The organism is Ensifer adhaerens (genome assembly GCF_020035535.1).
GTDB lineage: Bacteria > Pseudomonadota > Alphaproteobacteria > Rhizobiales > Rhizobiaceae > Ensifer.
Window position 1 is genome coordinate 456,744 of the sequence record NZ_CP083351.1, and the last position, 25,461, is coordinate 482,204.

General features: G+C 59.3%; 23 protein-coding genes. 19 read left to right on the top strand and 4 right to left on the bottom strand.

The features are described from left to right. Positions 1-164: 164 nt before the first annotated feature. Positions 165-617 (top strand): DUF2721 domain-containing protein, encoded by a 453-nt coding sequence (locus LAC81_RS36830; RefSeq protein ID WP_223730514.1) that lies wholly within the window; start codon positions 165-167, stop codon positions 615-617. 70 nt (positions 618-687) lie between these two features. Here the strand turns inward: LAC81_RS36830 and LAC81_RS36835 are convergent, their stop codons facing one another. Beyond that, positions 688-939, bottom strand: a complete 252-nt coding sequence (locus tag LAC81_RS36835; RefSeq protein WP_223730515.1) for a hypothetical protein — start codon at positions 937-939, stop codon at positions 688-690. Between the two features lie 285 nt (positions 940-1,224). On the opposite strand from LAC81_RS36835, the gene aspT (LAC81_RS36840) reads away from it, so the two are divergent. From aspT (LAC81_RS36840) to LAC81_RS36860, 5 genes are all read left to right on the top strand, one after another. Next, entirely contained in the window at positions 1,225-2,916 is a 1,692-nt protein-coding gene (aspT, locus tag LAC81_RS36840) for an aspartate-alanine antiporter (protein WP_223730516.1), read from the top strand. A 250-nt stretch (positions 2,917-3,166) separates the two neighbouring features. Further along, positions 3,167-5,878: a decarboxylase gene (locus tag LAC81_RS36845; RefSeq protein WP_223730517.1), complete on the top strand. Its 2,712-nt coding sequence runs from the start codon at positions 3,167-3,169 to the stop codon at positions 5,876-5,878. A 115-nt stretch (positions 5,879-5,993) separates the two neighbouring features. Continuing rightward, the gene (aspT, locus tag LAC81_RS36850) at positions 5,994-7,688 is read left to right on the top strand and encodes an aspartate-alanine antiporter (protein ID WP_223730518.1); all 1,695 of its coding nucleotides are present in this window, start codon (positions 5,994-5,996) and stop codon (positions 7,686-7,688) included. Between the two features lie 132 nt (positions 7,689-7,820). Then, on the top strand, positions 7,821-8,186 hold the full coding sequence (locus LAC81_RS36855; RefSeq protein WP_223730519.1) for a hypothetical protein: 366 nt from the start codon (positions 7,821-7,823) through the stop codon (positions 8,184-8,186). A gap of 41 nt (positions 8,187-8,227) precedes the next feature. Further along, positions 8,228-9,001 carry a hypothetical protein gene (locus LAC81_RS36860; RefSeq protein ID WP_223730520.1) on the top strand — a complete coding sequence of 258 codons (774 nt, stop codon included), beginning with the start codon at positions 8,228-8,230 and terminating at the stop codon, positions 8,999-9,001. A 283-nt stretch (positions 9,002-9,284) separates the two neighbouring features. On the opposite strand, the gene LAC81_RS36865 is transcribed toward LAC81_RS36860, so the two are convergent. From LAC81_RS36865 to LAC81_RS36875, 3 genes are all read right to left on the bottom strand, one after another. Next, the gene (locus LAC81_RS36865; RefSeq protein ID WP_223730521.1) at positions 9,285-10,316 is read right to left on the bottom strand and encodes a DUF4105 domain-containing protein; all 1,032 of its coding nucleotides are present in this window, start codon (positions 10,314-10,316) and stop codon (positions 9,285-9,287) included. A gap of 521 nt (positions 10,317-10,837) precedes the next feature. Continuing rightward, a complete protein-coding gene (locus tag LAC81_RS36870; RefSeq protein WP_223730522.1) occupies positions 10,838-11,815 on the bottom strand; it encodes a DUF2950 domain-containing protein in 978 nt (325 codons plus the stop codon). A 21-nt stretch (positions 11,816-11,836) separates the two neighbouring features. Then, entirely contained in the window at positions 11,837-13,216 is a 1,380-nt protein-coding gene (locus tag LAC81_RS36875; RefSeq protein WP_223730523.1) for a DUF3300 domain-containing protein, read from the bottom strand. 404 nt (positions 13,217-13,620) lie between these two features. On the opposite strand from LAC81_RS36875, the gene LAC81_RS36880 reads away from it, so the two are divergent. The 13 genes from LAC81_RS36880 to nuoF all read left to right on the top strand — a co-directional run bounded on the left by LAC81_RS36880 (position 13,621) and on the right by nuoF (position 25,439). Further along, positions 13,621-14,121: an NADH-quinone oxidoreductase subunit J gene (locus LAC81_RS36880; protein WP_223730524.1), complete on the top strand. Its 501-nt coding sequence runs from the start codon at positions 13,621-13,623 to the stop codon at positions 14,119-14,121. Then, positions 14,121-14,423 (top strand): NADH-quinone oxidoreductase subunit NuoK, encoded by a 303-nt coding sequence (nuoK, locus tag LAC81_RS36885; protein WP_113540320.1) that lies wholly within the window; start codon positions 14,121-14,123, stop codon positions 14,421-14,423. Before LAC81_RS36880 ends, nuoK begins: the two co-directional genes overlap by 1 nt. A gap of 4 nt (positions 14,424-14,427) precedes the next feature. After that, positions 14,428-15,891: a monovalent cation/H+ antiporter subunit D family protein gene (locus LAC81_RS36890; RefSeq protein ID WP_223730525.1), complete on the top strand. Its 1,464-nt coding sequence runs from the start codon at positions 14,428-14,430 to the stop codon at positions 15,889-15,891. After that, entirely contained in the window at positions 15,888-16,142 is a 255-nt protein-coding gene (locus LAC81_RS36895) for a hypothetical protein (RefSeq protein WP_223730526.1), read from the top strand. The genes LAC81_RS36890 and LAC81_RS36895 overlap by 4 nt, the downstream gene beginning before the upstream one ends. Then, entirely contained in the window at positions 16,135-17,895 is a 1,761-nt protein-coding gene (locus tag LAC81_RS36900; protein ID WP_223730527.1) for a Na(+)/H(+) antiporter subunit D, read from the top strand. Before LAC81_RS36895 ends, LAC81_RS36900 begins: the two co-directional genes overlap by 8 nt. Before the next feature lie 8 nt (positions 17,896-17,903). Continuing rightward, positions 17,904-19,379, top strand: coding sequence for an NADH-quinone oxidoreductase subunit M (locus tag LAC81_RS36905; RefSeq protein ID WP_223730528.1), 1,476 nt, complete (start codon positions 17,904-17,906; stop codon positions 19,377-19,379). After that, positions 19,376-20,815, top strand: coding sequence for an NADH-quinone oxidoreductase subunit N (locus LAC81_RS36910; RefSeq protein ID WP_223730529.1), 1,440 nt, complete (start codon positions 19,376-19,378; stop codon positions 20,813-20,815). Before LAC81_RS36905 ends, LAC81_RS36910 begins: the two co-directional genes overlap by 4 nt. A gap of 153 nt (positions 20,816-20,968) precedes the next feature. Further along, positions 20,969-21,334 carry an NADH-quinone oxidoreductase subunit A gene (locus LAC81_RS36915; protein WP_223730530.1) on the top strand — a complete coding sequence of 122 codons (366 nt, stop codon included), beginning with the start codon at positions 20,969-20,971 and terminating at the stop codon, positions 21,332-21,334. Further along, on the top strand, positions 21,322-21,825 hold the full coding sequence (locus LAC81_RS36920) for a NuoB/complex I 20 kDa subunit family protein (protein ID WP_223730531.1): 504 nt from the start codon (positions 21,322-21,324) through the stop codon (positions 21,823-21,825). Before LAC81_RS36915 ends, LAC81_RS36920 begins: the two co-directional genes overlap by 13 nt. After that, positions 21,822-22,376: an NADH-quinone oxidoreductase subunit C gene (locus LAC81_RS36925; protein ID WP_223730532.1), complete on the top strand. Its 555-nt coding sequence runs from the start codon at positions 21,822-21,824 to the stop codon at positions 22,374-22,376. Before LAC81_RS36920 ends, LAC81_RS36925 begins: the two co-directional genes overlap by 4 nt. Positions 22,377-22,449: 73 nt before the next feature. After that, positions 22,450-23,664 (top strand): NADH dehydrogenase (quinone) subunit D, encoded by a 1,215-nt coding sequence (gene nuoD, locus LAC81_RS36930; RefSeq protein WP_223730533.1) that lies wholly within the window; start codon positions 22,450-22,452, stop codon positions 23,662-23,664. Positions 23,665-23,680: 16 nt separating this feature from the next. Continuing rightward, entirely contained in the window at positions 23,681-24,172 is a 492-nt protein-coding gene (gene nuoE / locus LAC81_RS36935) for an NADH-quinone oxidoreductase subunit NuoE (protein WP_223730534.1), read from the top strand. Between the two features lie 4 nt (positions 24,173-24,176). Continuing rightward, entirely contained in the window at positions 24,177-25,439 is a 1,263-nt protein-coding gene (nuoF, locus tag LAC81_RS36940; RefSeq protein WP_223730535.1) for an NADH-quinone oxidoreductase subunit NuoF, read from the top strand. Positions 25,440-25,461 lie beyond the last annotated feature (22 nt).

Consider the following 25,461-nt stretch of genomic DNA (forward strand, 5'->3'; position numbering starts at 1 on the left):
CCTTGTTCGCTCCGGGAATGCGCAGCCGTATCGGCTCTCAACTCGAAAAGACCAATTCCCTCGCCCGTTCAGTACGGGTGATTTGCCTTTTTGGGAGCCTGCCACAGATTTCTAATATTCCATACGTCGCAAATCTAACTGCGCAGAAGTTGTTGAGAGCACACATGCAAACACCAGCAATCGTCTCCGATCTTGCCTCTATTGTCCAAACCGCGCTGGCGCCGGTTTTTCTCCTTGCCGGCACGGCAGGTTTCGTCGGTGTCTACGAGATTCGTCTTGGCCGGGTTTCGGATCGGGTCAACGCGATACAGGAGAAGCGTGAACGGGGGGAAGCTCGACGCACGCAGCTGGACTATCTGCGCCGGCGTACGCTTGCCCTGGAGATAGCGGTCGCCCTCGGGACATTCGCCGCGATCTGTACTGGTTGGGCTATCCTCAATCTGCTAGCCGGTGCGCTCCAGTTCGGGTTCCGTGAAGAAAATCTCTTCTGGTTCTTCGGCGGCGCGATCTTGTCGCTCATCGGATCGCTTGTGGCATTCCTTGTTGAGATGTTTATCGCCGGGCGCAGCATGTTGCGCCAGATACGGATGGACGAGGCGACTCCAGAACGCGACTGACTGCCATTGGAGCAGGACTTGCCGAAGGTCCGGAGATAAAACGCCTTCCAGACCAATCCGCCCAAATCAATCACATGAAACCCAAAGTTCCCGTGAGAAATCCAATCGGGCTCGCACGCCCTTCAACATGGGACCGATAGTGGCTGGACGGCAGGGCGGCAGCGGGCGCGCGGCAGGCAGGGTTGCCGGCCGGGAGAAAGTTGAATTGCCATCCCTTGATTTTGCGACTTGCGCGGTTTCGCTGGGCCATGACCGCGGTGATGGGCGTTGAAATCAGCATCGTCACTGCGCTGCCAAGCGCGATGAACGTTTTCCGGATCATGATTTGCCCCCAAGTACAGAGGGGTACTGATTCCCTTAAAGAAATTGAACTCACCTCTGCCTCCATTACCGCGGCAGGGCGAGAGGGCAAGTACGATACAATATTTTGCTTGGGTCAATTATGGGCCGATGCGTTGCTCCAGGGAAGATACGTAACAGTTACATTGTCGTGCTTTCGCATGATTGCTGTTGCTTCTTTGAAAGGTGCTGGGCATCATCACGTTCAAATAGTGATTAGCTTCAGTCGGCTATCGAATCCAAGGTCCGAGTAATGGGGGGAGGCAGTATGATTGACTGGTTCGTAAGCACGCTTCGCACGTATCCTGAGATTGCAATATTTCTCTCCCTGGCACTTGGTTACTACTTCGGCTCGTTTACGTACAAGGGCCTCGGCCTTGGCGCGGTAACGGCCACGCTGGTTGCTGCCGTCATCATCGGACAGATCGGGATTACGATTTCGCCGCCTCTCAAGGCCACGTTCTTTCTGATGTTCCTGTTTGCGATCGGCTACGGCGTCGGTCCGCAATTCGTGCGAGGTATCGCCAAGGATGGCATCCCGCAGGCGTTGTTCGCAGTCGTGGTCTGCATATTTTGCCTTGGCGCGCCTTTCGTCGCGGCCAAAGTGGCCGGTTACGATGTCGGTTCCGCACTGGGGCTCTATGCGGGATCGCAGACCATCTCCGCGTCGATGGGCTTGGGAACGGACGCCATCAATCGTCTCGGCCTTGCGCCCGAGGAGACAAAGCGATTGCTGGATGCGATGCCGGTCGCCTATGCAGTCACCTATATTTTCGGCACCGTGGGATCGGCTATCGTTCTAGCCCTTTTTGGACCGGCGCTGCTGGGTATCGACCTGGAGGCTGAGTGCAAGCGCTACGAGGCGGAGCAGGGCGGCAAGAAGGAGGCGGGCGGCGCTGGAACAGCCTGGCATCATTACGAGTTGCGCGCCTATCGCGTTCGTGCGGATGGCCCTGTCGTCGGCAAGACGGTACGAGAGGCCGAATCCCTCATCCCCGAGCAGCGCGTGTTCATCGAGCGGATCCGGCGGGGATCTAAGATCGAAGAAGCGACAGCGGATATGGTGGTTCAGGCGGGTGACGTCGTTGCCGTTGCCGGCCGCCGTGACGTGCTGGTGGGCCTGATCGGTCAGACTGCAGAAGAGGTCGACGACCGCGAACTGTTGGCGGTGCCCATCGAGGGCGTCGACGTCCTGGTGACTGCCAAGGAAGCCAATGGAAAGACGCTGGCCGAACTGGCGCAGTGGCCGACTTCTCGCGGTGTGTTCCTGCGGCGGATCGCCCGTGGCGCAACGGCGACTGAAATCCCCATTCTTCCGAACACGGAGATCCATCGCGGTGACATCCTGACGATTGTCGGACGGACGCAGGATACTTCCGCAGCCGCGAAGGCGCTCGGTGTTGCCGACCGCCCGACCGACGTCGCGGATGTTGCGTTTATTGGTGCAGCGATTGCGATCGGTGGCCTGCTCGGTGCGCTCGTATACAAGGTGGGCGATGTGCCGTTTACCTTGTCCACGTCCGGGGGCGCGTTGATCTCCGGGCTTTTCTTCGGCTGGTTGCGCTCAGTGCGCCCGAAATTCGGCCGGATACCGACATCGACCGTCTGGTTCATGAATTCGGTCGGTCTGAACGTCTTCATCGCGGTGGTCGGCATCTCCTCCGGCCCAGGTTTTGTCGCCGGCCTGCAGCAGCTTGGCTTCAGCCTGTTCCTTTGGGGGATATTCGCAACGACCGTGCCCCTCGTGCTGGCAATGTATGTCGGAAAGTATGTGTTCCGGTTTCACCCCGCCATTTTGCTGGGATGCTGCTCGGGCGCACGCACGACGACAGCCTCGCTTGGGATGATCAATGATCGCGCCAAGAGCCAGATCCCTGGGCTCGGCTACACCGTGACCTATGCCGTCGGCAACACGCTTCTGACGATCTGGGGCATGGTGCTCGTCATGATGATGACCTAGTCATTTTCGGTTTGAATGGCGGCGCTTCGGCGCCGCATCTCTTTGCGAAGAACCGCTCCTTTCCGAAGATGCGGCCTCGTCTTGGACACCCATGGTGAGTTGTTCGAAGCTTTTACCGGCAGAAGCCGTGACCGGGTTTCGAAATTGGTTCGTCTTATTTTTTTGCGTCCATCATAGCCGCGGCCACTGAGAAAGAACTGCAGATCAGTGGCCGCTGGCAGCCCATATAAAACTGAGTTGGGAGCGCGCTATGCCAAGCAAGACCGCACAAGTAGACCAGTTTTTGCTCATCCATTCGGCGCGTGCCGACAACTGGCGTGAGATCACGACGCTTGCAGAGGCCTGGGCCGCCAATCGCGGCGCACGGGCAGCGCTGGAAGCGGCGATCTCTGCCGTGGCGCCGGCGGAGGAGTACTACGCCTATCCGGGCCGGGGATTGCTTATGGCTCTGGCGGAGCGCATCGCCACCAATGATGCGGGCGGGGCAGCAAGGCTTGCGCGGCGCATCTCCAATGGGCTGCTGACCCATTCCTATCGGGGACGTCAGAGTGAATGGGACGTGCATGACGAGATGTCGGGAACGGAGGTGACCGATATCATGCCGCCTGGAACCGGGGAGGCGAACGGACGCCGGCCCTATTTCGAAGTTCTGTTTGTCAACAGCCAGCCGGCCGCGCGCTGGGAGACGTTCGCAGCGGAGATCCGCAGGCTCCGGCGACCGGAGGACGGCTTCATCTATGAGCCTGTTCTGGTCGGGTCCTTCGAGGATGCCTTCTGCGCGGCCGCCCTGAACCCCGATATCATCGCTGTCGTACTCGCGGAAGGCTTTCCTTACCGCTCGCGCCACGACGCGCCTGTGCTTCGCTCGGTACTCGATCCGCTTGGGGAAACCGACGGACCAGACATGTCGGCGCTCCGCCTGGCACGCAGCTTGAAGCGTATCCGGCCCGAACTCGACGTCTATCTGCTTTCCGACCGGCAAGTCGAAAAGATCGCCGGCGACCCGACGGCGGATTCGGTGCGGCGTGTGTTCTACGCGGTGGAGGAGCCGCTGGAGATGCATCTCGCCATCCTCGAAGGCGTGCAGGCACGCTATGAAACGCCCTTCTTCGACAATCTGAAGAAATATGCACGACGACCCATCGGCACATTTCATGCGCTTCCCATCGCCCGCGGCAAATCTGTCTTCAAGTCTGACTGGATCCGCGACATGGGCGAATTCTATGGGCTCAATCTGTTCCTGGCGGAAAGCAGCGCGACGACCGGTGGTCTCGACAGCCTGCTGGAACCTACCGGCACGATCAAGCGTTCGCAGGAGCTTGCGGCCCGCGCCTTCGGGGCCGACCACGTCTTCTTCGTGACGAATGGCACGTCCACTTCCAACAAGATGGCGGTGCAGGCGCTTCTGGCGCCCGGTGACATTGCGGTGGTCGATCGAAACTGCCACAAATCGCACCATTACGGCATGGTTCTGACCGGTGCGCAGCCCTACTACGTCGAAGCGTTCCCGATGACGGAATACTCGATGTACGGCGCCGTGCCGCTTTCGACGATCAAGCAAGCCCTCTTGGCATTGAGGGCGGAAGGACGCCTTGATCGGCTGAAACTGCTCGACCTCACCAACTGCACTTTCGACGGGCACATGTACAATGTCAGGCGCGTGATGGAGGAATGCCTCGCGATCAAGCCGGACCTCATCTTCCTATGGGACGAAGCGTGGTCCGGATTTGCCAGGTTTTCACCCTTCCTGCGTCCACGCACCGCCATGGGGGCGGCCGCCGATATCGAAGACTGGCTGCACGATCCGGCCTCGGTCAGTGCCTATGAAAAGCAGCGCGCTGATCTCGGGGATGATCCATCTGACGAAGCGCTGCTTAAAGCACGCCTGATCCCCGACCCACGGCTCGTTCGCCTTCGGGTCTATCAGACCAACTCGACGCACAAGTCCATGTCGGCGATCCGGCAAGGCTCAATGTTGCTGGTCAAGGATGTCGACTTTCACACCGTCGAGGCCCAGTTCCACGAGGCGGTGTTCACCCATGCTTCCACAAGTCCGAACCAGCAACTGATCGCCAGCCTCGACGTGGCTCGCAGGCAGATGGAGCTCGATGGGTATGGGTTGGTGATGAACGCGATCGAAATCGCGCTCAAGATTCGCCGGGCAATCAACGAGCATCCACTGATCTCGAAGTATTTCCGCGTTCTGGGTGCCGATGAGATGATCCCCGCGGAGTACAGGCAGTCAGGGTTCAAGGACTACCTGGCGCCGGGCGCGACCTGGGCCACGGCGGTGAAGGCGATGAAGGAGGACGAGTTCTACCTCGATCCAACGCGTATGACGCTGGTGTGCGGAACGGCTGGCTTTGACGGAACGCAGTTCAAGGGGCTGCTAGCCAACGAGTACGATATCCAACTGAACAAGACGTCGCGCAACAGCGTGCTCCTGCAGTCCAACATCAACAATACCCGCAGCGATATCGCGCACCTCGTTCGTGTCCTGGTCGAGATCTGCAATGATATCGAAAAGCGCCTTGTCAACGGCGGAGAGGCCGAGCGTGCAGCTTTTGCAGCACGGGTAAAGTCGCTGATGACCGACGTGCCGGACCTCCCCAACTTCAGTCATTTCCATGAGATGTATCGCGGCGATGCGGGGCGTACGACGCCGGAAGGCGACATGCGAGCCGCCTTCTTCAATGCCTATGACGCCTCCGTGTGCGAGTATGTGCCGCTCATTGGCGCTGAATGCGATCGGCGCCTGAAGGAGGGGCCAGAAATGGTCTCTGCCAACTTCGTTATCCCCTATCCGCCGGGGTTCCCGATCATGGTTCCGGGTCAGGTCCTGACGCAGGAGACAATCGACTTCATGCGTAAGCTGGATGTGAAGGAGATCCATGGCTACGAAAAGGCTCGGGGACTGAAGCTGGTCAAACCAGATGCCGTTGCTGCCAAGGCGAAACGATAGCCTGCAACACGGTCGTGCCGGAATTCTCAGCGTAGCCGCTTGCCAATTTTGCATGAGCGTTTCGGTTCGACCGTGATGGCGTCTTAGCCTCTGGCCGAAGGGGGAGGGGGACCTGGTGATAATTTGGATCGAGCAATTCCTGACCAAGTATCCTGAGCTTGCGGTATTCCTTGCTATCAGCATTGGATATCTGATCGGGGGTCTGAAGTTCGGAGGCTTCAGCCTGGGGCCGGTTACGGGATCGCTGTTTGCAGGTATCCTCATCGGCCAGTTCGCCGATGTTCCGATTGCCGGGATGGCGAAATCGCTGCTGTTTCTGCTGTTCCTTTTCGGTATCGGCTACTCGGTCGGGCCACAGTTCCTGCAGGCCTTGAAACGCGATGGAATGAAGCCGGTCCTGCTTGCGGTGTTTGTGTGCGTGACCGGATTGCTCACAGCTGTCGTGGTTGCCAAATTCCTTGGTCTGGATCCAGGTTTTGCGGCCGGGCTTTTGTCGGGTGCCCTGACCGAAAGTCCGGCAATGGGCACTGCCACCGAAGCGATCAATGCATTGCCACTGCCCGAGGCGGATCGCGCACGGTTTGTCGCCCATATCGCTGTGGCCGATGCTGTTTGCTACGTTTTCGGCGCAGTTGGCGTCATTCTGTTTTGCAGCGTCGTCGGCCCGAAACTGCTTGGCATCGACCTCGTCGCCGAGGCGCTGAAGCTTGAGAAGGCGTACGGGATAACCCGTAAGACAACCGGGGTCTCCTCCGCCTGGCACCGGTTCGAGATTCGCGCCTACCGGATAGCGGACGGCGCGCCGATCGTCGGCCAATCGATCGTCGCTGCCGAGGCGACACTTCCAGAGCATAGACTTTTCATTCAACGCTTGCGGCGGAGGGAGGCTATCCTTGAGGCCGCGCCCGATCTTGTAATTGAACCCGGCGATATCGTTGCGGTGTCCGGAACAAGAGAGGTTCTTGTGACTGTTCTTGGTCCGCGCTCCGAAGAAGTCGAGGATCGCGAGCTGCTCGACGTGCCGGTCTCGGTTACCGACGTTTTGCTGACGAACCCTGATCTCAATGGCCGAAGCATAGCGGATGTAGCGACCGAAGGATGGGCAAGGAGCCTCTATCTGCGAACGATCACTCGTGGCGGCCAAGATATTCCCCTTGCGCCCGGGATCACGGTGCAGCGCGGGGATATCATGCGCCTCGTCGGCCCGGAACCTGTCGTGTCGAGCGCGGCCAAGCGCATTGGTGTCGTCGTCGCGCCGGCGACGGCAACGGACTTCCTGGTCCTTGGCCTTGCCATCTTCCTTGGCGGGCTTGTCGGCGTTCTCGTCACGTTTCCGATCGGCGATATGCGGATTTCGCTGAGCACCAGTGTGGGCACACTCCTCGCCGGACTGATTGTGGGGCACCTGCGTACGCGCTTTCCACTTTTTGGCAGGATTCCGGATGCCGCCGTTTCACTCATGACGGCGCTTGGTCTGGCTGCCTTTGTCGCGATGACCGGTCTTCATGCCGGACCTATATTTGGCCCCGCTATTGCGGAAGCGGGTGTCGGACTTTTGTTTGGCGGCATGGTCGTCACGATGGTTCCGTTGATCGTAGGCCTCTACTTCGGGCGCTACGTACTTGGCATGAACCCCATATTGCTGCTGGGCGGGCTTGCCGGAGCGCAGACCATGACGGCTGGCATGGCCGCGGTGCAAGACAGGTCCGGGAGCTCTGTTGCAGTCCTTGGCTACACGCCCGCGGTCCCGATCGGCCATATTCTGCTGACGACCTGGGGGACAGTGATCGTCGGTATCGTCGCCGGATGAAATCCCGATAGTCTAATCGATCAGCTGCAAAACTGGTGCGTAACTAGAATTCGCAACAGACTTCCAGAGTAAAGTGGCGAATACTGCTGCGAATCGTCAAGGCGAATCGCCGATGAGCTGAAGGTGCTTTTGATGCGGCATGCATTATACGTTGTTTCACCCGCACTTCTCATGGCGACACTGGCGGGTGCGGGGTCTGTGGCGGCCCAGGAGCCGGCAAAACCAGTGCAGCAGCAAGGGCAAAACAGCAAGGAACCAGAACATTGGATTCCGAAGCTGCGGCTCGGCGACGATAATGCCTATTTCGAGTTCTACGGGCAGATCAACAAGGGCCTGCTGATCTACGATGATGGCGGGCAAACGGAAAACTATTTTCCAGTCGACAACGGCAACTCGTCTTCACGCGCGGGCTTTCGCATCTATAGCCTCATGGAAAACGACTGGTCTTTCGGGGCCAATCTCGAATGGGAGTGGAACCCTACTCGACAACCAATGTGAACCAGACGAACGAGGATCACTTCGACTGGGGAACCGACCTTATGCGCAAGGCGGAAATCTATCTGAATTCGAAGGATTACGGCAAGTTCTGGTTCGGCCAGGGCAGCATGGCCTCCGATACGAGCGCCGAGGTGGATCTCTCCGGCACGGACGTCGTTGGTTATTCATTGGTGTCGGATATGGCCGGTGGACCGTTTTTCCGCAACGAGGACGGCACGCTGTCGACGGTCCATGTCAAGGACGCGTTCACCAACTATGACGGCCTCAGCCGCAAGCTGCGCGTCCGGTACGATACTCCATCTTATGGCGGCTTCAGCCTTGCGACGTCGGTGGGAACGCAGGTTGTGCCGGAGACAACCGACGTCACTGTCTGGGATATGGCGGTTCGATACAATGAGACCTACGATGCCTTCAAGGTTAGCGCGGCTCTTGCTTTTTCAAAGCCAGGCGGCAGCAACTCCATCTACGACGGGTCCGTTTCCATCCTGCACCTGGATACCGGCCTCAGCCTCACCCTTGCAGCGGGCTATTCCGACAAGGAGACGGTTGATGGGCGCTATGGTTACGTAAAGGTCGGCTATCAAGCTGATATCTTCGATGTCGGTAAAACTGCATTTTCAGTCGACGCCTATTTCGGCAAGGACATTGCAGGCAAGGGTAGCGAGAGCGATTCCTTCGGGGCACAGATTGTCCAGAACCTCGACTATCTGCAGACGGAGCTCTACCTTGGAGCGCGGACCTACTCACTCGATCAGGAGACCGCCGATCTTCAGGATAGCTTTGCTGTTTTGGGTGGTGCCAGAATAAAGTTCTGAAGCACCGTTGGGCTGGCAAACTCGTACCTGCAACCATTCGCCAATGAAACGACGGGCTTGACCTTTGAGCTACGGGTCGCACCAAAAAAAGTTTCTCAGGGCGGCAGCTCGTTTGCGCGGGCCATAACTGGGCCAGTGACGGCACGTCCAAGGGGCGTCGGCACTTGTCGTCAACTTGGCCGGTACGTCATGATGAAGCTTGGCTTGCCAAGCTTGGCCCTGATGGTCCATGCTTTCGACCTGGTCGACCAACATTCATGTTTGTCGCCGTTGGTCGCCATCTTCAAGGGGGGTGCTGCGGCACTGGCGAAGGTACGCCAAGTCGTATCGCCTTCGAGAAGTTCGGCGACAACCCGTCGGCCCGCGCACGCTGGTCGATATGACTGGCATTTCTGAGCTCCGTGAGCGACACTGACGTATCAACCGCGCCGCGACCATAAGCGTAGTCGGGTAGATAGCCGTTGACGATGAGACGCCAGTCGAACGGGACCGTGTCTCCCACAACGCGCATCATCTTGACGACTGTGGTCGTGCAGTTGGTCGTAAGCGAGTTGTAGAATTGCGGCGTTCTAGCAAGCGCATTGGCGTCTGCAACATACTCGCGCAGAAGCGCACGTGCCTGGTCAGGCGACGCTTTCAGGCGATAGATCTGAACATCCTCGCCGCGGAAGTTCGAACGGACGCCCACCACGTCCCGTTCATCGGCTGCGATGATGACCAGAGGATTGCTCTTGAATAAATCTGCAAGCGGCGAGAACCCGCCGCCAGCCCGCCGACGGACCTCGATCGACCACGGAAGCTGCTCGCCCCCTTCAAATCCGAAACTGAAAATGACGTGGGCAATCTCTGGTCCCGCCCAATAAGACATGAACAGGTCGACCGTTTTGAGCTTCCTCATGTCGTAGGTCCGCGTGGTCCACTGCTCGACGAATTCCGTGGTGCTGTGCCATTCGAAGTTCCGAACATTGGTCAGTGTCAGCAGGTCGCCGTCAAATTCGCCTGTGACCTGTCGCGCGACATCGGGTGCCCAGGATGCGTTTTCGACGGGTTTGATCGTCCGCCACCACAACAGGACAACTGCGAACGCGACTGCGAACGCCAGGAGAGCTTTGAAACGCCAGCGGCCAAACAGCGCGGCGACCGTGAAAAGCCCGACAAGTGCAAAAAGGCCGGCGACAAAGCCTCTTGTGATCTCTGAAACGGGAAGGCGGTACCACAATGCGAGCGTGGCCCATGCAGCGGCCAAGGCTAGTAGAATTGCTGGTGGAACAGTCAGGACAGCCAGAGCCAAGCGGCTCCAGCCGCTCTTTTGCATGTTCGCCCCAGGACCGCTCAATAGATCAGTTCCCGCGCTGTCTTCGGGCCGCATTGCTTGGCCTGCCGCTTGCTCATGTCTTACCCCTCTCGTTTACGTTCGAATACTTCGATTGGCTCGGTTCAGGAGCCGTTTGACCGCCGCAGGATTTCCCCAAGTTCCCTATTCGTCTGCATTATGCTGAATATGGCGTGTCGCTAAAGAGCGTAACGGTTACATTTTTGCACGACCGCGGTGCCGCCGCGGACTTTTGTTTCGGCGGCGACTTCAATGGGGCGGATGGATTTGCTCTTGAAGCCCGCAAAGAGGGCTGGGGAGAAGGATCAAGCGTCAGCGGCTCGTGGGAAGCAGGCGTCAAACGCGCCTACTAGCCCAGCTAAATTCAAGGAACTTGCGATAGACTTGCGCCTTGGCCAATCCACAGTCGAAGTTCGAAAAGAATTGGCGTGAGCTCAATTCCATTCACCTGCGACGCCGTCGGATTTCGAACCGTTCAACAAGGCCTGTAAGGAGGCATCCTCTCAATCGGGCGCGACGTCCCATTTGTCGTCGGGATCGAAGCGATCGATGAAGGGCACGATCTCTTCGGTATTCGGCCCGAGATCGCGTTCGTAGACGATACCCTGCTGGTTGACGACGAAGGTCTTGACGCCGGTCTCGGCATAGCTGACCGGCGAGGCGATCAGGGCGAAGCCGCCGATCATGTTGCCGTTGATGACATAGTCGTACCGGCCGCCGGCGATGTTATCGCCCTGCAACGTCAGGATGCGGAAACGGTAGCCGAAATACCCTTGGCCGGCCTTCGCCTTCTCCAGCGCAGCTTCGCTGATCGCATCGCCGACCGGGCTTTCACCATCGCCCTGGTCGGCCGGCCAGTAGAGCCCGTCCGTCAGGCCCGGGGAGCTGATCAGCTTCTGGGCATATTCGAGCACGCCATCGGCGTCGCGGTCCTTGGAGGCATATTCCTTCTGGGCGTCGACATAGGCCTGTACCGTATCGATCGCTTCGAGTTCGTTCTCGCCGACGCGGCGATTGATGATTTCCTCGAGCCCGACATAGGTGTCGAAGGCCCATTTGCCGTCTTCGCCCTTGGTGATCGGGAATGGCAGCGGCCAGAGCCGATCGCCGATCTGGATAATCTTGCGTCCTTCGAGATCATTCACGGTGACATTGCGGGCGGCACCTTCGCGGATGAGCGCGAAAGTATCCATCGTCCCTTCACCGGCTTTGAGCTTTTCCTCATTGAGCCCGAGAAGTTTTGCGAGACCGTCGAAGTCATTGGCGGCGAGTTTCGCCTTGAATTCGTCGACTGCCTTGGCCGGGTCATCGAAGGCCGGAGGATCTTCGTCGGACGCATAGGCGTCGAGGCCGGCCGCCATTTGATCCGTTGGTGCCTGATCGGCTGGCGCCTTTGTCTGCGCGGATGCGTTGAGCGGTACGGCGGCCAGTGCGAGGGCGATCGCCGTTCCAAGGAGAAGCGGATGAAAGAGCTTTGTCATGGTCGTTCTCCTATGATCCGTTCAACGTCTGCGTCCGCCGCCACCACGACCGCCGCCGCCACGGTGAATCGGCGGCCTGCCGCCACCGCGGCTCATTTGTGGCCGTCCGCCGCCGCGCTGGCCGCCGCCCATGCTCTGGCCACCGCGGCGTGACGAGTTGATTTCGCGCCGTCCGGGATTGACGTTGCCGAGGCCCGATGGGTTTCTCGATCGGTTCTGCGCCTTGGAGGCCATCTTCTTCTTGCCGCCCTGACGGTTGACCTGAGAAGGTTTTTTGCCCGAGGGACGATTGATGCTCGGCTTGCCGTCGCCGGCGCGCGCTTTTGCGATCGCCTGCCCGCCACCGGCCCCACCTGGTCTGGCTGCCGGCCTCTGCTGGGCCTTCAGCCCATCAAGCGTGCTCTTGCGCACGTCCCTGATCTGACCGCCGCCACCACCGCCGGGCCGTGCGTTCGGCCGATCGCGGTTGATCTCGGCGGCGCGGTTGCGCAGGTTGTTGTTGCCGTTTGCCTTGATGTTGTTCTTGATGCTGTTTCGGTCGAAATGTTGAAGCTGGTCGCGGTCGAAGTTGATCTTGCTGCGATCGACATTCTTCCAGTCGACGTCGTTCCACTTGACCTTGCCGTTGATGTTGTTGAAGCAGTTGTTGCAGTCGATGTCCATGTCGCCGCCATTCCAGCGGCCGCCCCAGACGCCCCAATCGTCCCAGTCGACGATCGCGGCGAAGGCAGCACCGGTCACAGCACCTGCAAAGAAGGCTGCGCCGGGATACCAATAGGCCGGATAGGGTTCGTCATAGTAGCCGATCGGCGCCGGTGCATAATTCGGCTCGTACAGCATCTCCGGCGGATACTGCGGCACGTAGATCGTTTCAGGATTGGCTGCCTGGATGACGACGTTGTCGCCTTGCTGGACCACCGTCACCTTGTCGTCGCTCTTGATGATATTCTTGGCGACCGCTTCGTCACGCAATTGCTGTATCGCGATCAGCACATCCTTCTGCTGATTGGCGATCGCGTCGCCGAAAGACTGCGTCCATTCGAGGTCTTCGCTCATCATCTTGACGATCTGGGGATAGTTGAGCAGCGAAATGACGCTGCCGTCCCAATCGTCCTTTGGCTTCATGTCCGGCTTTTTCTGGCGAGCCTCGAGGAAGCGCTCCGCCTCGACGATCTGCAGCGGATAGAGCGCGGCAGCGGAGATCAAGGCCACCAGTTCGTCTGGATAGAGCGCGATGCGGGCAACCAGGATCTCGAGTTCGTCGTCGGTGAGCGGTTCCGGCGCCGTTTGCTGCTCGGCCGCCGGCGCGCTTGCCGACTGCTGCGCGAGCACCGGGTTCATGGATGATGAGAGCATCATGGCAATTGTGCTGCCAAGTACGAGGATCGTCTTCCGGATCATAATCACCTCCGAGCGACTGAAGAACATTGGGTTCTCGGACTGCTAAGAACTCAGGGCACGTTTCCGTAAACGGTTCCACGAGCATGTGAGCGCCCGCGAAGAACCAATTCTAGCTAAAGATCCACAAGCATTGTGCGGATTTTGTGCGTTTAATGAAGAACGTAACAGTTACATTACCGACGCAATGAGGGCCTCGGCGCCTCCGTCGCCCCCTATTCAGGCATGCGGAAGAATTTCGCGCGGGAGCGTTTGCGCCCCCTCAATCATCCATTTTGTATTGACGACAATCATCTTGTGAAAAATCCGATACTGGCGCACAATTTTAGAACGCATCTGAAGTGTGGCACTATCTTTTTCAGGCCATCTCGCGCCGAACGATAGTGCGCGCGGGAGGGTTTGCGGCGATGGGCCAGGGGTTCTTCCTTCTGTTCGCTGCAGGGGCTGTCATCACGGCCCTGACGGTGGTCATCGCGCGCAATCCCGTCCACAGCGCACTGGCGCTGATGGCATGTTTTCTGCAAATCTCGGCAATCTTCGTTTTGCTTGAGGCGCCGCTGCTCGCGGTCGTCCAGATCTTCGTCTATGTCGGCGCGATCATGGTCCTCTTCCTGTTTGTGATCATGATGATCGACGTGCGCGAAGCGGTGCTGCAGCGCTTCTTGCCCGGCGGCAATCTTCCGGCTTTGGTCCTGCTCGTCCTTTTGGGGATCGAGATGGCTGTGTTGGCGCTCTGGAGCAACCGCCTCTCGGTCGGTGAGCCCGTCGTCGCGCGACAAGGCGATACCATCAGGCAACTTGGCACGGCACTTTTCACCGACTACCTGCTGCCATTCGAGGTCGCTTCCGTGATCCTTCTGGCAGCCCTGGTCGGCGCCATTGTCCTTGCCCGCAAGGAGTGGCGATGATGGTCCCACTTGGCTGGTACGTCCTGCTTTCAGTCGTCCTGTTCGTGATTGGGGCGGCAGGTGTTCTCCTCAGGCGCAACATCCTGATCGTGCTGATGTCGCTTGAGCTGCTCTTGAATTCGGTGAACATCAATTTCATCGCCTTTGGACACTACTACGGTGACCTTCGCGGACAGATCTTCGCGATTTTCGTCATCGCCATCACCGCGGCGGAGGTTGCCGTCGCCCTTGGCATTTTGGTCGCCCTCGTGAGGAACCGCGCCACCCTCAAGATCGACGACGTTACCTTGATGAAAGGATAGCGGCTTGGAACCGGTGATATCAGTCCGGCCGCTGCTTGCCGTCGCCGTTGCCGGGCTGGCGGCTCTTTTCATTCTTCTGCTCAACAAACGCGAAAATCTGCGCGACGTCGTCTCCCCGTTGGCGGCGGTCGCCATGTTTGCGATCGTCATCTCGATGGCACCGACGGTGCTGGCAGGCGGTACGGTTGAACTGCGTCTGTTTGAGGTCCTTCCCGGGATTGATTTTGCGTTCCGGGTCGATGCACTCGGCATGGTGTTTGCGACCGTTTCGTCGCTCCTGTGGATCGCAGCGGCAGTCTATTCGATCGGCTATATGAAGCATCTTCACGAGCACGCACAGACCCGCTTCTTCGCGTGCTTTGCGACAAGCCTTGCGGCCGCCGTTGGCGGCGCTTTTTCCGCCAATCTGTTCACGCTGGTGATCTTCTACGAGGTGCTGAGCCTCGTGACCTGTCCGCTGGTCTATCACCACGAGGACGACGAGGCCTGGGCGGGCAGCCGCAAATACCTCGTCTATCTTATGGGCGCCTCGAAAAGCGTGCTCCTTGCAGCTTTGGCATTGACCTACCAGATTGCGGGATCGCTCGACTTCGTGCCGCAAGGCTTGTTGGCAAGGGTCGATGCTCCAGCGGCGCTGCTGACGGTCGTCTATTTCTGTTATCTCTTCGGTTTTGCCAAGTCCGCCGTGATGCCGATGCACGCCTGGCTGCCCGCCGCCATGGTGGCGCCGACACCGGTCAGCGCGCTGCTGCATGCCGTTGCCGTGGTCAAAATGGGCGTTTTTTGCGTGCTGAGAGTGGTGTTCCATGTCTTCGGCGTGGGCCTGATGGGCAACCTGGGGCTCGGCATCGCGACGGCCTATCTTGTCTCGTTCACCATCCTGATGGCGTCGATATATGCGCTGACGCGAGATGACCTTAAGGCGCGGCTCGCCTACTCGACGGTCAGCCAGCTCTCCTATGTGGTGCTCGGCGCGGTTCTGCTTTCGCCAGTCGCAATGGTCGGCGGCATCCTTCACATCGCCGTGCACGCATTCTCCAAGATCACGCTCTTCTTTTGCGCCGGGTCGATCTATTGCGCGTCAGGCAAACGCAACATCAGCGACATGGCCGGCATCGGGCGCAGGCTGCCATGGACAATGGGGGCATTTTTCGTCGCTTCGCTCAGCATGATCGGCGTGCCGCCGACCGCGGGCTTTATCAGCAAGTGGTATCTGACGCTTGGATCGGTCGAGGCAGGCGAAATGGCGTTCCTCGCGGTGCTCCTGGCAAGCTCGGTCCTCAATGCCGCCTATTTCCTGCCGGTCAGCTATGTCGCCTTTTTCGGGACGGAGGCGTCGGAGGGGTCAAAAGCCATCCGCGAAATTCCCATGGTGACAGTTCCGCTGGTCGCGACGGCCGCCCTGTCTGTGCTGATGGGTATCTTCCCCGGCTATTTTGTCACGCTTGCAGAAGGAGTGATCCGATGATCAAGCGTCTCGTCGACTTCTTCGGGGACGCCCGATACGCAGTGCCGCGCCGCAGGCTGTTCTATCTGGTCCTGGTGCTCATCGTCGTTGCCGACTTCCTGGTCCCGCGCGAGCACTCCGAATACCTCTGGGAGCGCTTGCCGGGCTGGTCAGCCTTCTATGGTTTCGGCTCATGTGTGCTTTTGATCTTCGTTTCAAAGTTCCTCGGCCATCAAGGCGGGCTCATGCGGCGCGAGGACTATTATGACTGACTTCGTCCACCCCGCTTTGCTGTTCATTCTTGGCGCGATAGCGATCCCGGTCCTGAAGGGGGCGATCCGTAAGGCCTATCTGGTTCTGGTCCCGGTTCTGGCCATCGTCTCGGTGTTGACGATCGAACCTGGCAGCTACGGCGCGGCTCGTTTCGTCGGCCAGGACATCCTGATTGCCAAGGTCGACAAGCTGAGCGTCGTCTTCGCGACCGTCTTTTCAATCATGGCGCTGATCGGCACGGTCTATGCCCTGCATCTGACGCGCGCAGGCCAGCATGTGGCGGCCTTCGTCTATGTCGGCTGCGCGCTTGGAGTGGTCTTTGCCGGCGACTACCTGACCCTTTACCTCTTCTGGGAGGGCATGGCATTTGCATCTGCCTATCTGGTCTTTGCGGCGCAAAACGTGCGGTCGACCCGCGCAGCGTTTCGCTATCTCATGGTCCATGTTACCGGCGGCGTCTTGCTGCTTGGCGGCATCGTGCAACATGGGCTATCGGCAGGCTCCTTCCTCTTCGGTCCGCTTGCGGGTTCGATGGACACCGGCGCCTATCTGATCCTTGTCGGCTTTCTGCTGAATGCCGCAGTGCCGCCGCTCAATGCCTGGCTGACCGACGCGTATCCGGAAGCAACCGTGACCGGGGCTGTATTCATGAGCGCTTTCACGACCAAGACGGCCGTCTACGTTCTCGCACGCGCCTTCCCGGGAACGGAACTCCTCGTCTGGCTTGGCACCGCAATGGCGCTCTACGGCGTCATCTACGCTGTGCTCGAGAACGATTGCCGGCGGCTGCTTGCCTATCACATCGTCAGCCAGGTGGGTTACATGGTGGCTGGCATCGGCATCGGTACGGAGTTGGCCATAAACGGGGCCACCAGCCATGCCTTTGCCCATATCCTCTATAAGGCGCTGCTTTTCATGGGGGCAGGGGCGGTGATCCATGTCACCGGGCGCCGCAAGCTCACCGAGCTTGGCGGGCTCTATAAGACGATGCCGCTGACGGTTGCACTTTACATGATCGGCGCCTTGGCGATCTCGGCCTTTCCATTCTTCTCGGGCTTCGTCACCAAGTCGATGGTGGTGGCCGCCGCCGGCGAGGATCACCGGGCGTTGGTGATGCTGGCTCTGACGATGGCCTCGTCGGGCACGTTCCTGCACACCGGTCTCAAGCTACCCTATTTCATGTTCTTCGGGACCGATCGGCAGATCGAGGCTCACGAACCGCCGACCAACATGCTGGTTGCGATGGCGATGGCTGCGGTGCTCTGCATCGCGATCGGCGTGTTCCCGGGGCCGCTTTACGCGCTTCTTCCATATCCGGTCGCTTTCGAAGCCTATACCGGGTCCCACATCACCGAGAGCCTCGGCGTGCTGATGTTCACGGCTCTGGCCTTCGTGCTCTTCTTAAGGGTACTCGATCCGGAAAACACCGTCAGCCTCGACACCGACTGGTTCTACCGTCGCGGTGCGCGTGCGTTCCTGTGGTTCGCCGAAAAACCGATCGCCCGGTACGAAAAGGCGACGAGCGAGGTCAGCGAGACCGTGGTACTGCCGTTGCTGCATGGCACGGCGCGCGCCGGGCTCCGCTTCGACCTTGGCGGTGTGGACGCAGCCGTGAACGGCCTTGCACGAGCCATCCTGGATGGAGGCGGGACGCTGCGACGGCTGCAGACCGGTGTCGTCACCCACTACGCATTGGCAATGATCGCCGGCCTGATTGCCGCGACCGCCATATTTGCCGCCGTCTGGCAGTAGGGGATGTCATGACCTTTCCACTGCTCAGCCTCATCATCCTTTTGCCCGCAGCAGGTGCTATGGCCCTGTTGCTGCTTCGCAACGATGATGCTGTCAGGTGGACGGCACTCGCCTTCACCGTGCTCGACTGTGTGCTCGCACTCGTCATGCTCTTGGGCTTCGATCCGACGACCCACGAGATGCAGTTCGTCGAGAGGCGACCCTGGGTGCCCGCACTCGGCATTACCTATGCGCTCGGCATCGACGGCATCAGCGCGCTCTTTGTATTCCTGACCACATTGCTCGGCTGGATCTGCGTGCTTGCCTCCTGGGTCGCCATCGACCGCAAGGTCAAGGAATTCATGATCAGCCTGCTTGCCATGCAAGCCCTGATGCTCGGCGTGTTTTCGGCTCTCGACCTCTTCCTCTTCTATGTCTGCTGGGAGGCGATGCTGATACCGATGTATCTGATCATCGGCGTCTGGGGCGGCGAGGGGCGGGTCTATGCCGCCTTCAAGTTCTTCCTCTATACGCTGACAGGCAGCCTGCTGTTCCTCGTCGGGGTCATTGTGCTCTATCTCCAGGGCGGCCGGACATTCGACATTCTCGCCCTGATGGCCGCGAACCTGCCGTTTACGACGCAGTCCTGGTTGTTCTTTGCCTTCCTCGTCGCTTTCGCGGTCAAGGTACCCATGGTCCCGCTCCATACCTGGCTGCCGGATGCTCACGTCCAGGCGCCGACCGCCGGCAGCATTATCCTTGCTGGCGTGCTGTTGAAGATGGGTGCCTACGGTTTCCTTCGCTTCTCCTTGCCGATCCTGCCGGAAGCATCGGTGCATTATTCGACGCTGATGATGGCGTTGTCGGCGCTGGCGATTGTCTATGGCGGCTTCCTCGCGCTGGCACAGGACGACTTTAAGAAACTGGTGGCCTATTCCAGCATCAGCCACATGGGTTTCGTGACGCTTGGGATATTCGCCCTCAACCGGCACGGCCTTGAAGGCAGCATCCTGCAGATGTTCAATCATGGCGTGACGACCGGCGCCTTGTTCCTTTTCGTCGGCCTGATCTACGAGCGGACCCACACCCGCAGCATCTCCAATTACGGTGGTCTGATGAAGGTGGCGCCGGTCTATACCGGGCTCCTCGCGCTGTTCGTGCTGTCGTCGATGGCGTTGCCAGGCACCAATTCGTTCGTCGGTGAATTGCTCGTGCTCTCCGGCGGCTTTGCCGCCAACCTCGCCATCGGTGCGACAGCCGTTCTCGGCGCCTTGCTTGGCGCGGCCTATCTGCTTGGAATGTACGGAAAAGTGGCGCTCGGCTCGGTAAATGTCGTCGACCGGTTCAAGATCCGTGACGTCAATGCGCGCGAACTGACAGCGATCCTGCCGCTTGCGGTTTTCGTCATCTGGGTCGGGCTCTATCCCAAGCCGTTTCTTGCCATCATCGACAGTTCGGCCACGCATCTCCTGGACGAAGTGCACAGCAAGGGGGGAGGTCCATGACGGCGGCAACACTCCTATCTTGGATTGTCGCGAGCCTGCCGGAAATCCTGGTGGTCACAGGGGCCTGCATCCTTTTGATCGCGGGGCAACTCGTGCGCAAGGACCAGGGACATGTCCTCGCATTGGCTTCAGTCGCGATCGTTCTGGTTGGGGCACTTGCAACATTCATGCTGGCGGGCGAGGTGCGGCCGGCCTATGCGGGCATGTTCATCGCGGACCGCTTCGCCGCCTTCTTCAAATTCGTGTTTTACCTGGCGACGGTACTCACATTCCTGCTGTCGCGAAAATATGCCGATATCGAGGACATCGGCAGCAGCGAATATTACGTGATGCTGCTCTTTGCGCTTTCCGGCATGATGATCATGGCTTCGGCGACCGATCTCCTGTCGATCTATGTCGGCCTCGAATTGATGGTTCTGAGCACCTACGTGCTGACCGGTTTCCTCAGGCGCGAGCAACGCTCAAATGAGGCGGCACTCAAATATGTAATCCTGGGCGCCGTCTCGACCGGAATATTCCTCTACGGCGTCTCGCTCATCTATGGCCTCACCGGCACCACGCAACTGGATAAGATGGCAGAGGCAGCGGCCGGTGGGCCGCTCGACCCGGGATTGCTTCTCGCGGTGGTGTTCGTCGTCGCGGGATTGGTCTTCAAGGTCGGCGCGGTGCCGTTCCATATGTGGGTGCCGGATGTCTACGAAGGTGCGCCAACGACGATTACCGCCTTCATGTCGGTGGGGCCGAAGGCCGCCGGTTTTGCGGTGATCCTCCGAGTGTTCCTCAATCCGCTGGTTGCCGCCTCCAACGTCTGGATCATCGTGGCCGTCATTGCTGTGGTGACCATGGCGCTCGGCAGTTTCGTGGCGCTGGTGCAGGACAACTTCAAACGCCTGCTTGCCTATTCCAGCATCGCCCATGCTGGATTTGCCATTTTCGGCATAGTGGCTGGCGGTGCGGATGGGATCGCCAGCGTGATGCTCTACCTGTTGATCTACGCCTTCATGAACCTCGGCATCTTTGGCGCCGTCATCATGATGCGCAATGGCAACTCTTCGGGCGAACTCATCGACGACTATGCAGGTTTCGCCAAGTTGCATCCGGGCCTGGCTGTCTTGATGCTGCTCTATCTTTTTTCGCTTGCCGGCATTCCGCCGACGGCAGGGTTCTTCGCCAAGTTCTACGTGCTTGTTGCTCTCGTCGAGCGCGGTTTCGTCCTTTTGGCGGTGATCGCCGTTCTCTTGAGCGCGGTTGCGGCCTATTTCTACATCCGCATCGTCATGGTCATCTTTATGCGCGAGCCCGCAAGAGCGTTCGAGCCAGCGCTGACGCCCATGGTTGGTGCCACGCTGGCGCTAACGGCCGCCGGCACCATCGGCATTGGTCTGTTTCCGGCATGGTTTCTGAAGCTTGCTCAACAATCGGTGTTTGGCGGCTGATCGATCGTGTTTGCAATGGTCTAAACGACGGAATAAACTAGAAGTACAAGAAAGGAATGCCCAAAGTCGCTTCCCGGGGCGACCGCGCTTCTGGCCCCATTGGCCGTAACCGCGGCTTGAGCAATGCCCCGACGGGTGACCGGGCAATGCGAGATGAGTGCAACCGAATTCCTGCCGGTTCTTTTCATGATCGCCGGAATTGTTCTGGTGGCAGGTGCGACGCTTTTTATCTCATCGCTGTTGCGCCCCTCCAATCCCTACCGGGAAAAAAACATGCCCTATGAGTGCGGCGTGGACCCGGCTGGCGAAGCCGCCGGAGGTCGGTTCAGGGTCCAGTTTTTCATCCTTGCGATCCTGCTCGTCGTCTTTGATGTCGAAGCGATGTTTCTCTTTCCATGGGCCGTCGTTCTGAAAGAGATCGGGATCGTCGGCTACCTTGAGATGTTTGTCTTCATGGTGCTGCTTCTCGTGGGCTTTGCCTACGCCTGGCTAAAGGGGGCGCTCGAATGGGAGGAATAGGAAACGCGATCCAGGACAGTGTCCTCTTCACCTCGGCCGAAAGCGTCATAAACTGGAGCCGAAGCTCGGCCCTGTGGCCAGAAACCTTCGGCATCGCCTGCTGCGCCATCGAGATGATCTCGGCCGGGTGCGCGCGTTATGATCTTGACCGGTTCGGAGTGGTGTTTCGCCCTTCGCCGCGCCAGTCCGACGTCATGATTATTGCTGGCACCGTAACGCGCAAGTTCGCGCCCATTGTACGAAGGCTCTACGACCAGATGCCGGAGCCGCGCTGGGTAATCGCGATGGGCACCTGCGCGATATCGGGAGGGGTCTATAACACCTATGCGGTGGTGCAAGGGTCGGAAACCTTCGTACCCGTCGACGTTCATGTGCCCGGCTGCCCGCCAAGGCCCGAAGCGCTGATGCATGGTTTCCTGTTGCTTCAAGAAAAGATTAAGAAGTCCCGTGCGCTCGCCGGGACCAGGCTCGATCGGGCTGAAGCGTCATGAGCGTCGAGCCGTCTCTCAATCGCGCTTTGATCCTCGCCCGCTTCGGAACGACAATCGAAGATTTGGGGACGGCGCACGGCGTTGATGTCTTTACCGTTCCAATGACGAGCCTCATCGAATTCTGCCAATTCCTGAAAGAGGACCCGGGGCTGCAGTTTAATTTCCTTTCGGATATCTGCGGGGTCGATCACTATCCCAAAACCCCTCGCTTCGAGACGGTGTACCACCTCTATTCGTTGCCCAACCGTTGGCGCGTTCGCATCAAGTGCTTTCTTGGCGACCCGCCGGAGGTCCCAACGGTCACAGGCGTCTGGCGAACCGCCAACTGGCACGAACGCGAGGCCTTTGACATGTATGGCATCCGGTTCGAAGGGCATCCCGACCTCAGGCGGATCTATCTCTGGGAAGGTTTCGAGGGCTTCCCACAACGCAAGGACTTTCCGCTAAAGGGCTACAAGGACAAGCTCAATCCGTTTGGTGCCGACGGTCCGCCGCCGACACAGCCTGATTTGGCCACCCGGGACATTCCATGGAGCGGGAAGGGGAACTGATCGTGCAAAGCTTGGGTCGCGCGACCCAGCGACATTGTAAACCAAGGAGGCCGTTTGACGCCGGAGCGTTGAGATGACCGAAGTCACCGAGCTCACAAGGCTAGAGGGCGAAGCGCTCAGCAGCAAGGAAGTGCTTCTCAACCTCGGTCCCCAGCACCCCAGCACCCATGGGGTACTCCGGCTCGTCCTTGAGCTCGACGGCGAGATTGTCGAGCGGGTGGATCCGCATATCGGCTATCTCCACCGCGGTACCGAGAAATTGGCGGAAAGCTTCACCTATACCCAGATCTTTCCGCTGACCGATCGGCTCGACTATCTCTGCCCGCCATCCAACAACCTGGCCTTTGCACTGGCCGTAGAGAAGCTGCTTGGCATAAAGGCTCCGATCCGGGCGCAATATATCCGTGTGATGATGGCGGAACTTGCACGGATCTCGGGCCACCTCCTGATCACCGGTGCACTCCCAATGGATCTCGGCGCGATGACCGCGCTGCTTTATGTCATGCGCGAGCGTGAAATGATCATGGATCTTCTGGAAATGATCACTGGCGCACGCATGCACACGTCTTTTTGCCGCGTCGGTGGGGTGCGCGAGGACCTGCCCGAAGGCTTCTTCCCGAAGATCCGGGAATTCTGCGACATCTTTCCGAGCCGGATACGGGACTATGAGCGTCTGCTTGAAGACAACCGGGTATTCCTGAAGCGCACGCGGGATATCGGCGTCATCGCCGCAGAAGATGCCATCGACCTCGGCTTGTCCGGTCCGAACCTTCGGGCATCAGGTGTCGACTGGGACATCCGTCGTGACGAACCCTACGAGATTTATGATCGGCTCGAGTTCAACGTCATCACCAGCACCGACGGCGATTGTTATGCGCGCTGGCGCTGCCGGGTTGACGAGATGCGCGAAAGCCTAAGGATCATCGAACAGTGCATCGATCAGATGCCCGAGGGGCCATTCCAGATCGACACCCCGACGATCGCCTTCCCGGTCGACAAGGAAAGAGTGCACTGCTCGATGGAAGCCCTCATCCAGCATTTCGATCTCTCCGCCTACGGCTTTAACGTACCGGCGGGCGAGGTCTATTCGGCGATCGAGGCACCCAAGGGGGAACTCGGGTTCTACATCATCAGTGACGGGTCGCCGAAACCGTTTCGCATGAAGGTCCGGGCGCCTTCTTTCGTCAATCTGCAAGGGATCTTCGGGGTGACGAACGCCCGTTACCTTGCCGATATGATCGCAGTGCTTGGCAGCCTCGACCCGGTGATGGCGGAGGTGGACAAGTAACCAGGAATTGGCCGCAATGACGATGCGCGAAAAGATAAAAGAGGCTGCAACGCGGTATCCCGACCAACGCTCGGCAATCATGCCGGCGCTTCTCATTGCCCAGCGCGAACATGGCTATCTGCCTGGCCCGGTGCTGGAGGAGGTCGCTGAAATCCTCGGTGTTGAGCGGATCTGGGTCTACGAGCTGGCGACATTCTACACACTCTTCCATACCGAGCCCGTCGGCAATTTCCATCTGCAGCTGTGCGACAACGTCTCCTGCATGCTGTGCCACTGCGAGGATCTGTTGCGGCATTTGGAGCAAGTGCTGGGGATCGAAAAAGGCGGAACGACCCCGGACGGCATGTTTACGCTGTCGACCGTCGAATGCCTCGGGGCGTGCGAGATGGCCCCCGTCATGCAGGTCGGCGACAACTATCATGGCAACCTCGATGCCGCGGGCATCGACGCGCTTTTAGACCGGCTGCGGGCTACGGGCGCCGATCTTGTCGCAACGCAACCGGGATAGCGCCATGTTCGAGCCGGTCCTTTTGAAAAATCTCGATGTTACAGACGCCCATCTCCTGGCGACCTATGAGGCCGGCGGGGGCTACCGGGCTCTTGCAAGAGCGCTCAAGGAATATACGCCAGATGAAATCATCGACCTCGTCAAGACATCGAACCTGCGCGGTCGCGGCGGTGCCGGATTTCCAACGGGCATGAAGTGGAGTTTCGTGCCGAAGGGGAACAGACAGAAATATCTCTGCTGCAATGCCGATGAAGGCGAGCCCGGCACCTTCAAGGACCGCATTATCATGGAGCGCGACCCGCATCAGCTGATCGAGGGCATGGCAATCGCCGCCTACGCGATCGGGGCAGAAGTCGCCTACGTCTATATCCGCGGGGAATATGTGCTTGCGATGCGTCGGCTCGAACAGGCGATCGCCGAGGCCAGGGCGAAGGGTTACCTCGGTTCGCGGATCCTGGGCTCGGACTTCAATTTTATCGTGCATGTCCATTGCGGCGCCGGTGCCTATATTTGCGGCGAAGAGACGGCAATGCTTGATTCACTTGAAGGCAAAAGGGCGCAGCCGCGCCTGAAGCCGCCGTTCCCGGCCGTTGCGGGGCTCTATGCCAGCCCGACCGTCATCAACAATGTAGAAACGCTGGTCTGCGTGCCGCATATCGTTGCCCGGGGTGCTGATTGGTTCCGCACGATCGGCCCGGCAAAGAGCCCGGGCCCGAAGCTCTACTGCGTCAGCGGACAGGTGCGCAAGCCGGGGCTCTACGAGCTTCCGATGGGAATCCCGCTGCGCGAACTGGTCGAGGATCATGCCGGCGGGGTGCCGGCCGGGCGCAGGATCAAGGCGGTAATCCCCGGTGGGGTTTCAGCACCGGTGCTCCCGGAAACCGGCCTGGATGTCGCAATGGACTTCGACTCGCTTGCAGCCGTCGGTTCGATGCTTGGCTCGGCAGGCGTCATCGTCGTCGACGACACGACATGCATGGTCAAGGTCGCGACCCGGATCGTCGAGTTCTTCCACCACGAATCCTGCGGCAAGTGCACCCCTTGCCGTGAAGGGCTGAACTGGGCGGTGAAAGTGTTGCGCCGGATCGACGCGGGCGAGGGTGCGCCGGGCGACATGGAGCAGCTGGACATGCTTTGCAAAGGCATTTTCGGCAATACGTTTTGTGCCCTGGGAGATGGCGCGGCCATGGGATTGCGCGCCTCGCTTTTGCACTTCCGGGATGAGTTCGTCGCTCATATCGAAGAACGGCGCTGTCCGTTCCATTAAGAGCACCCTAGGCAAAGGGGCG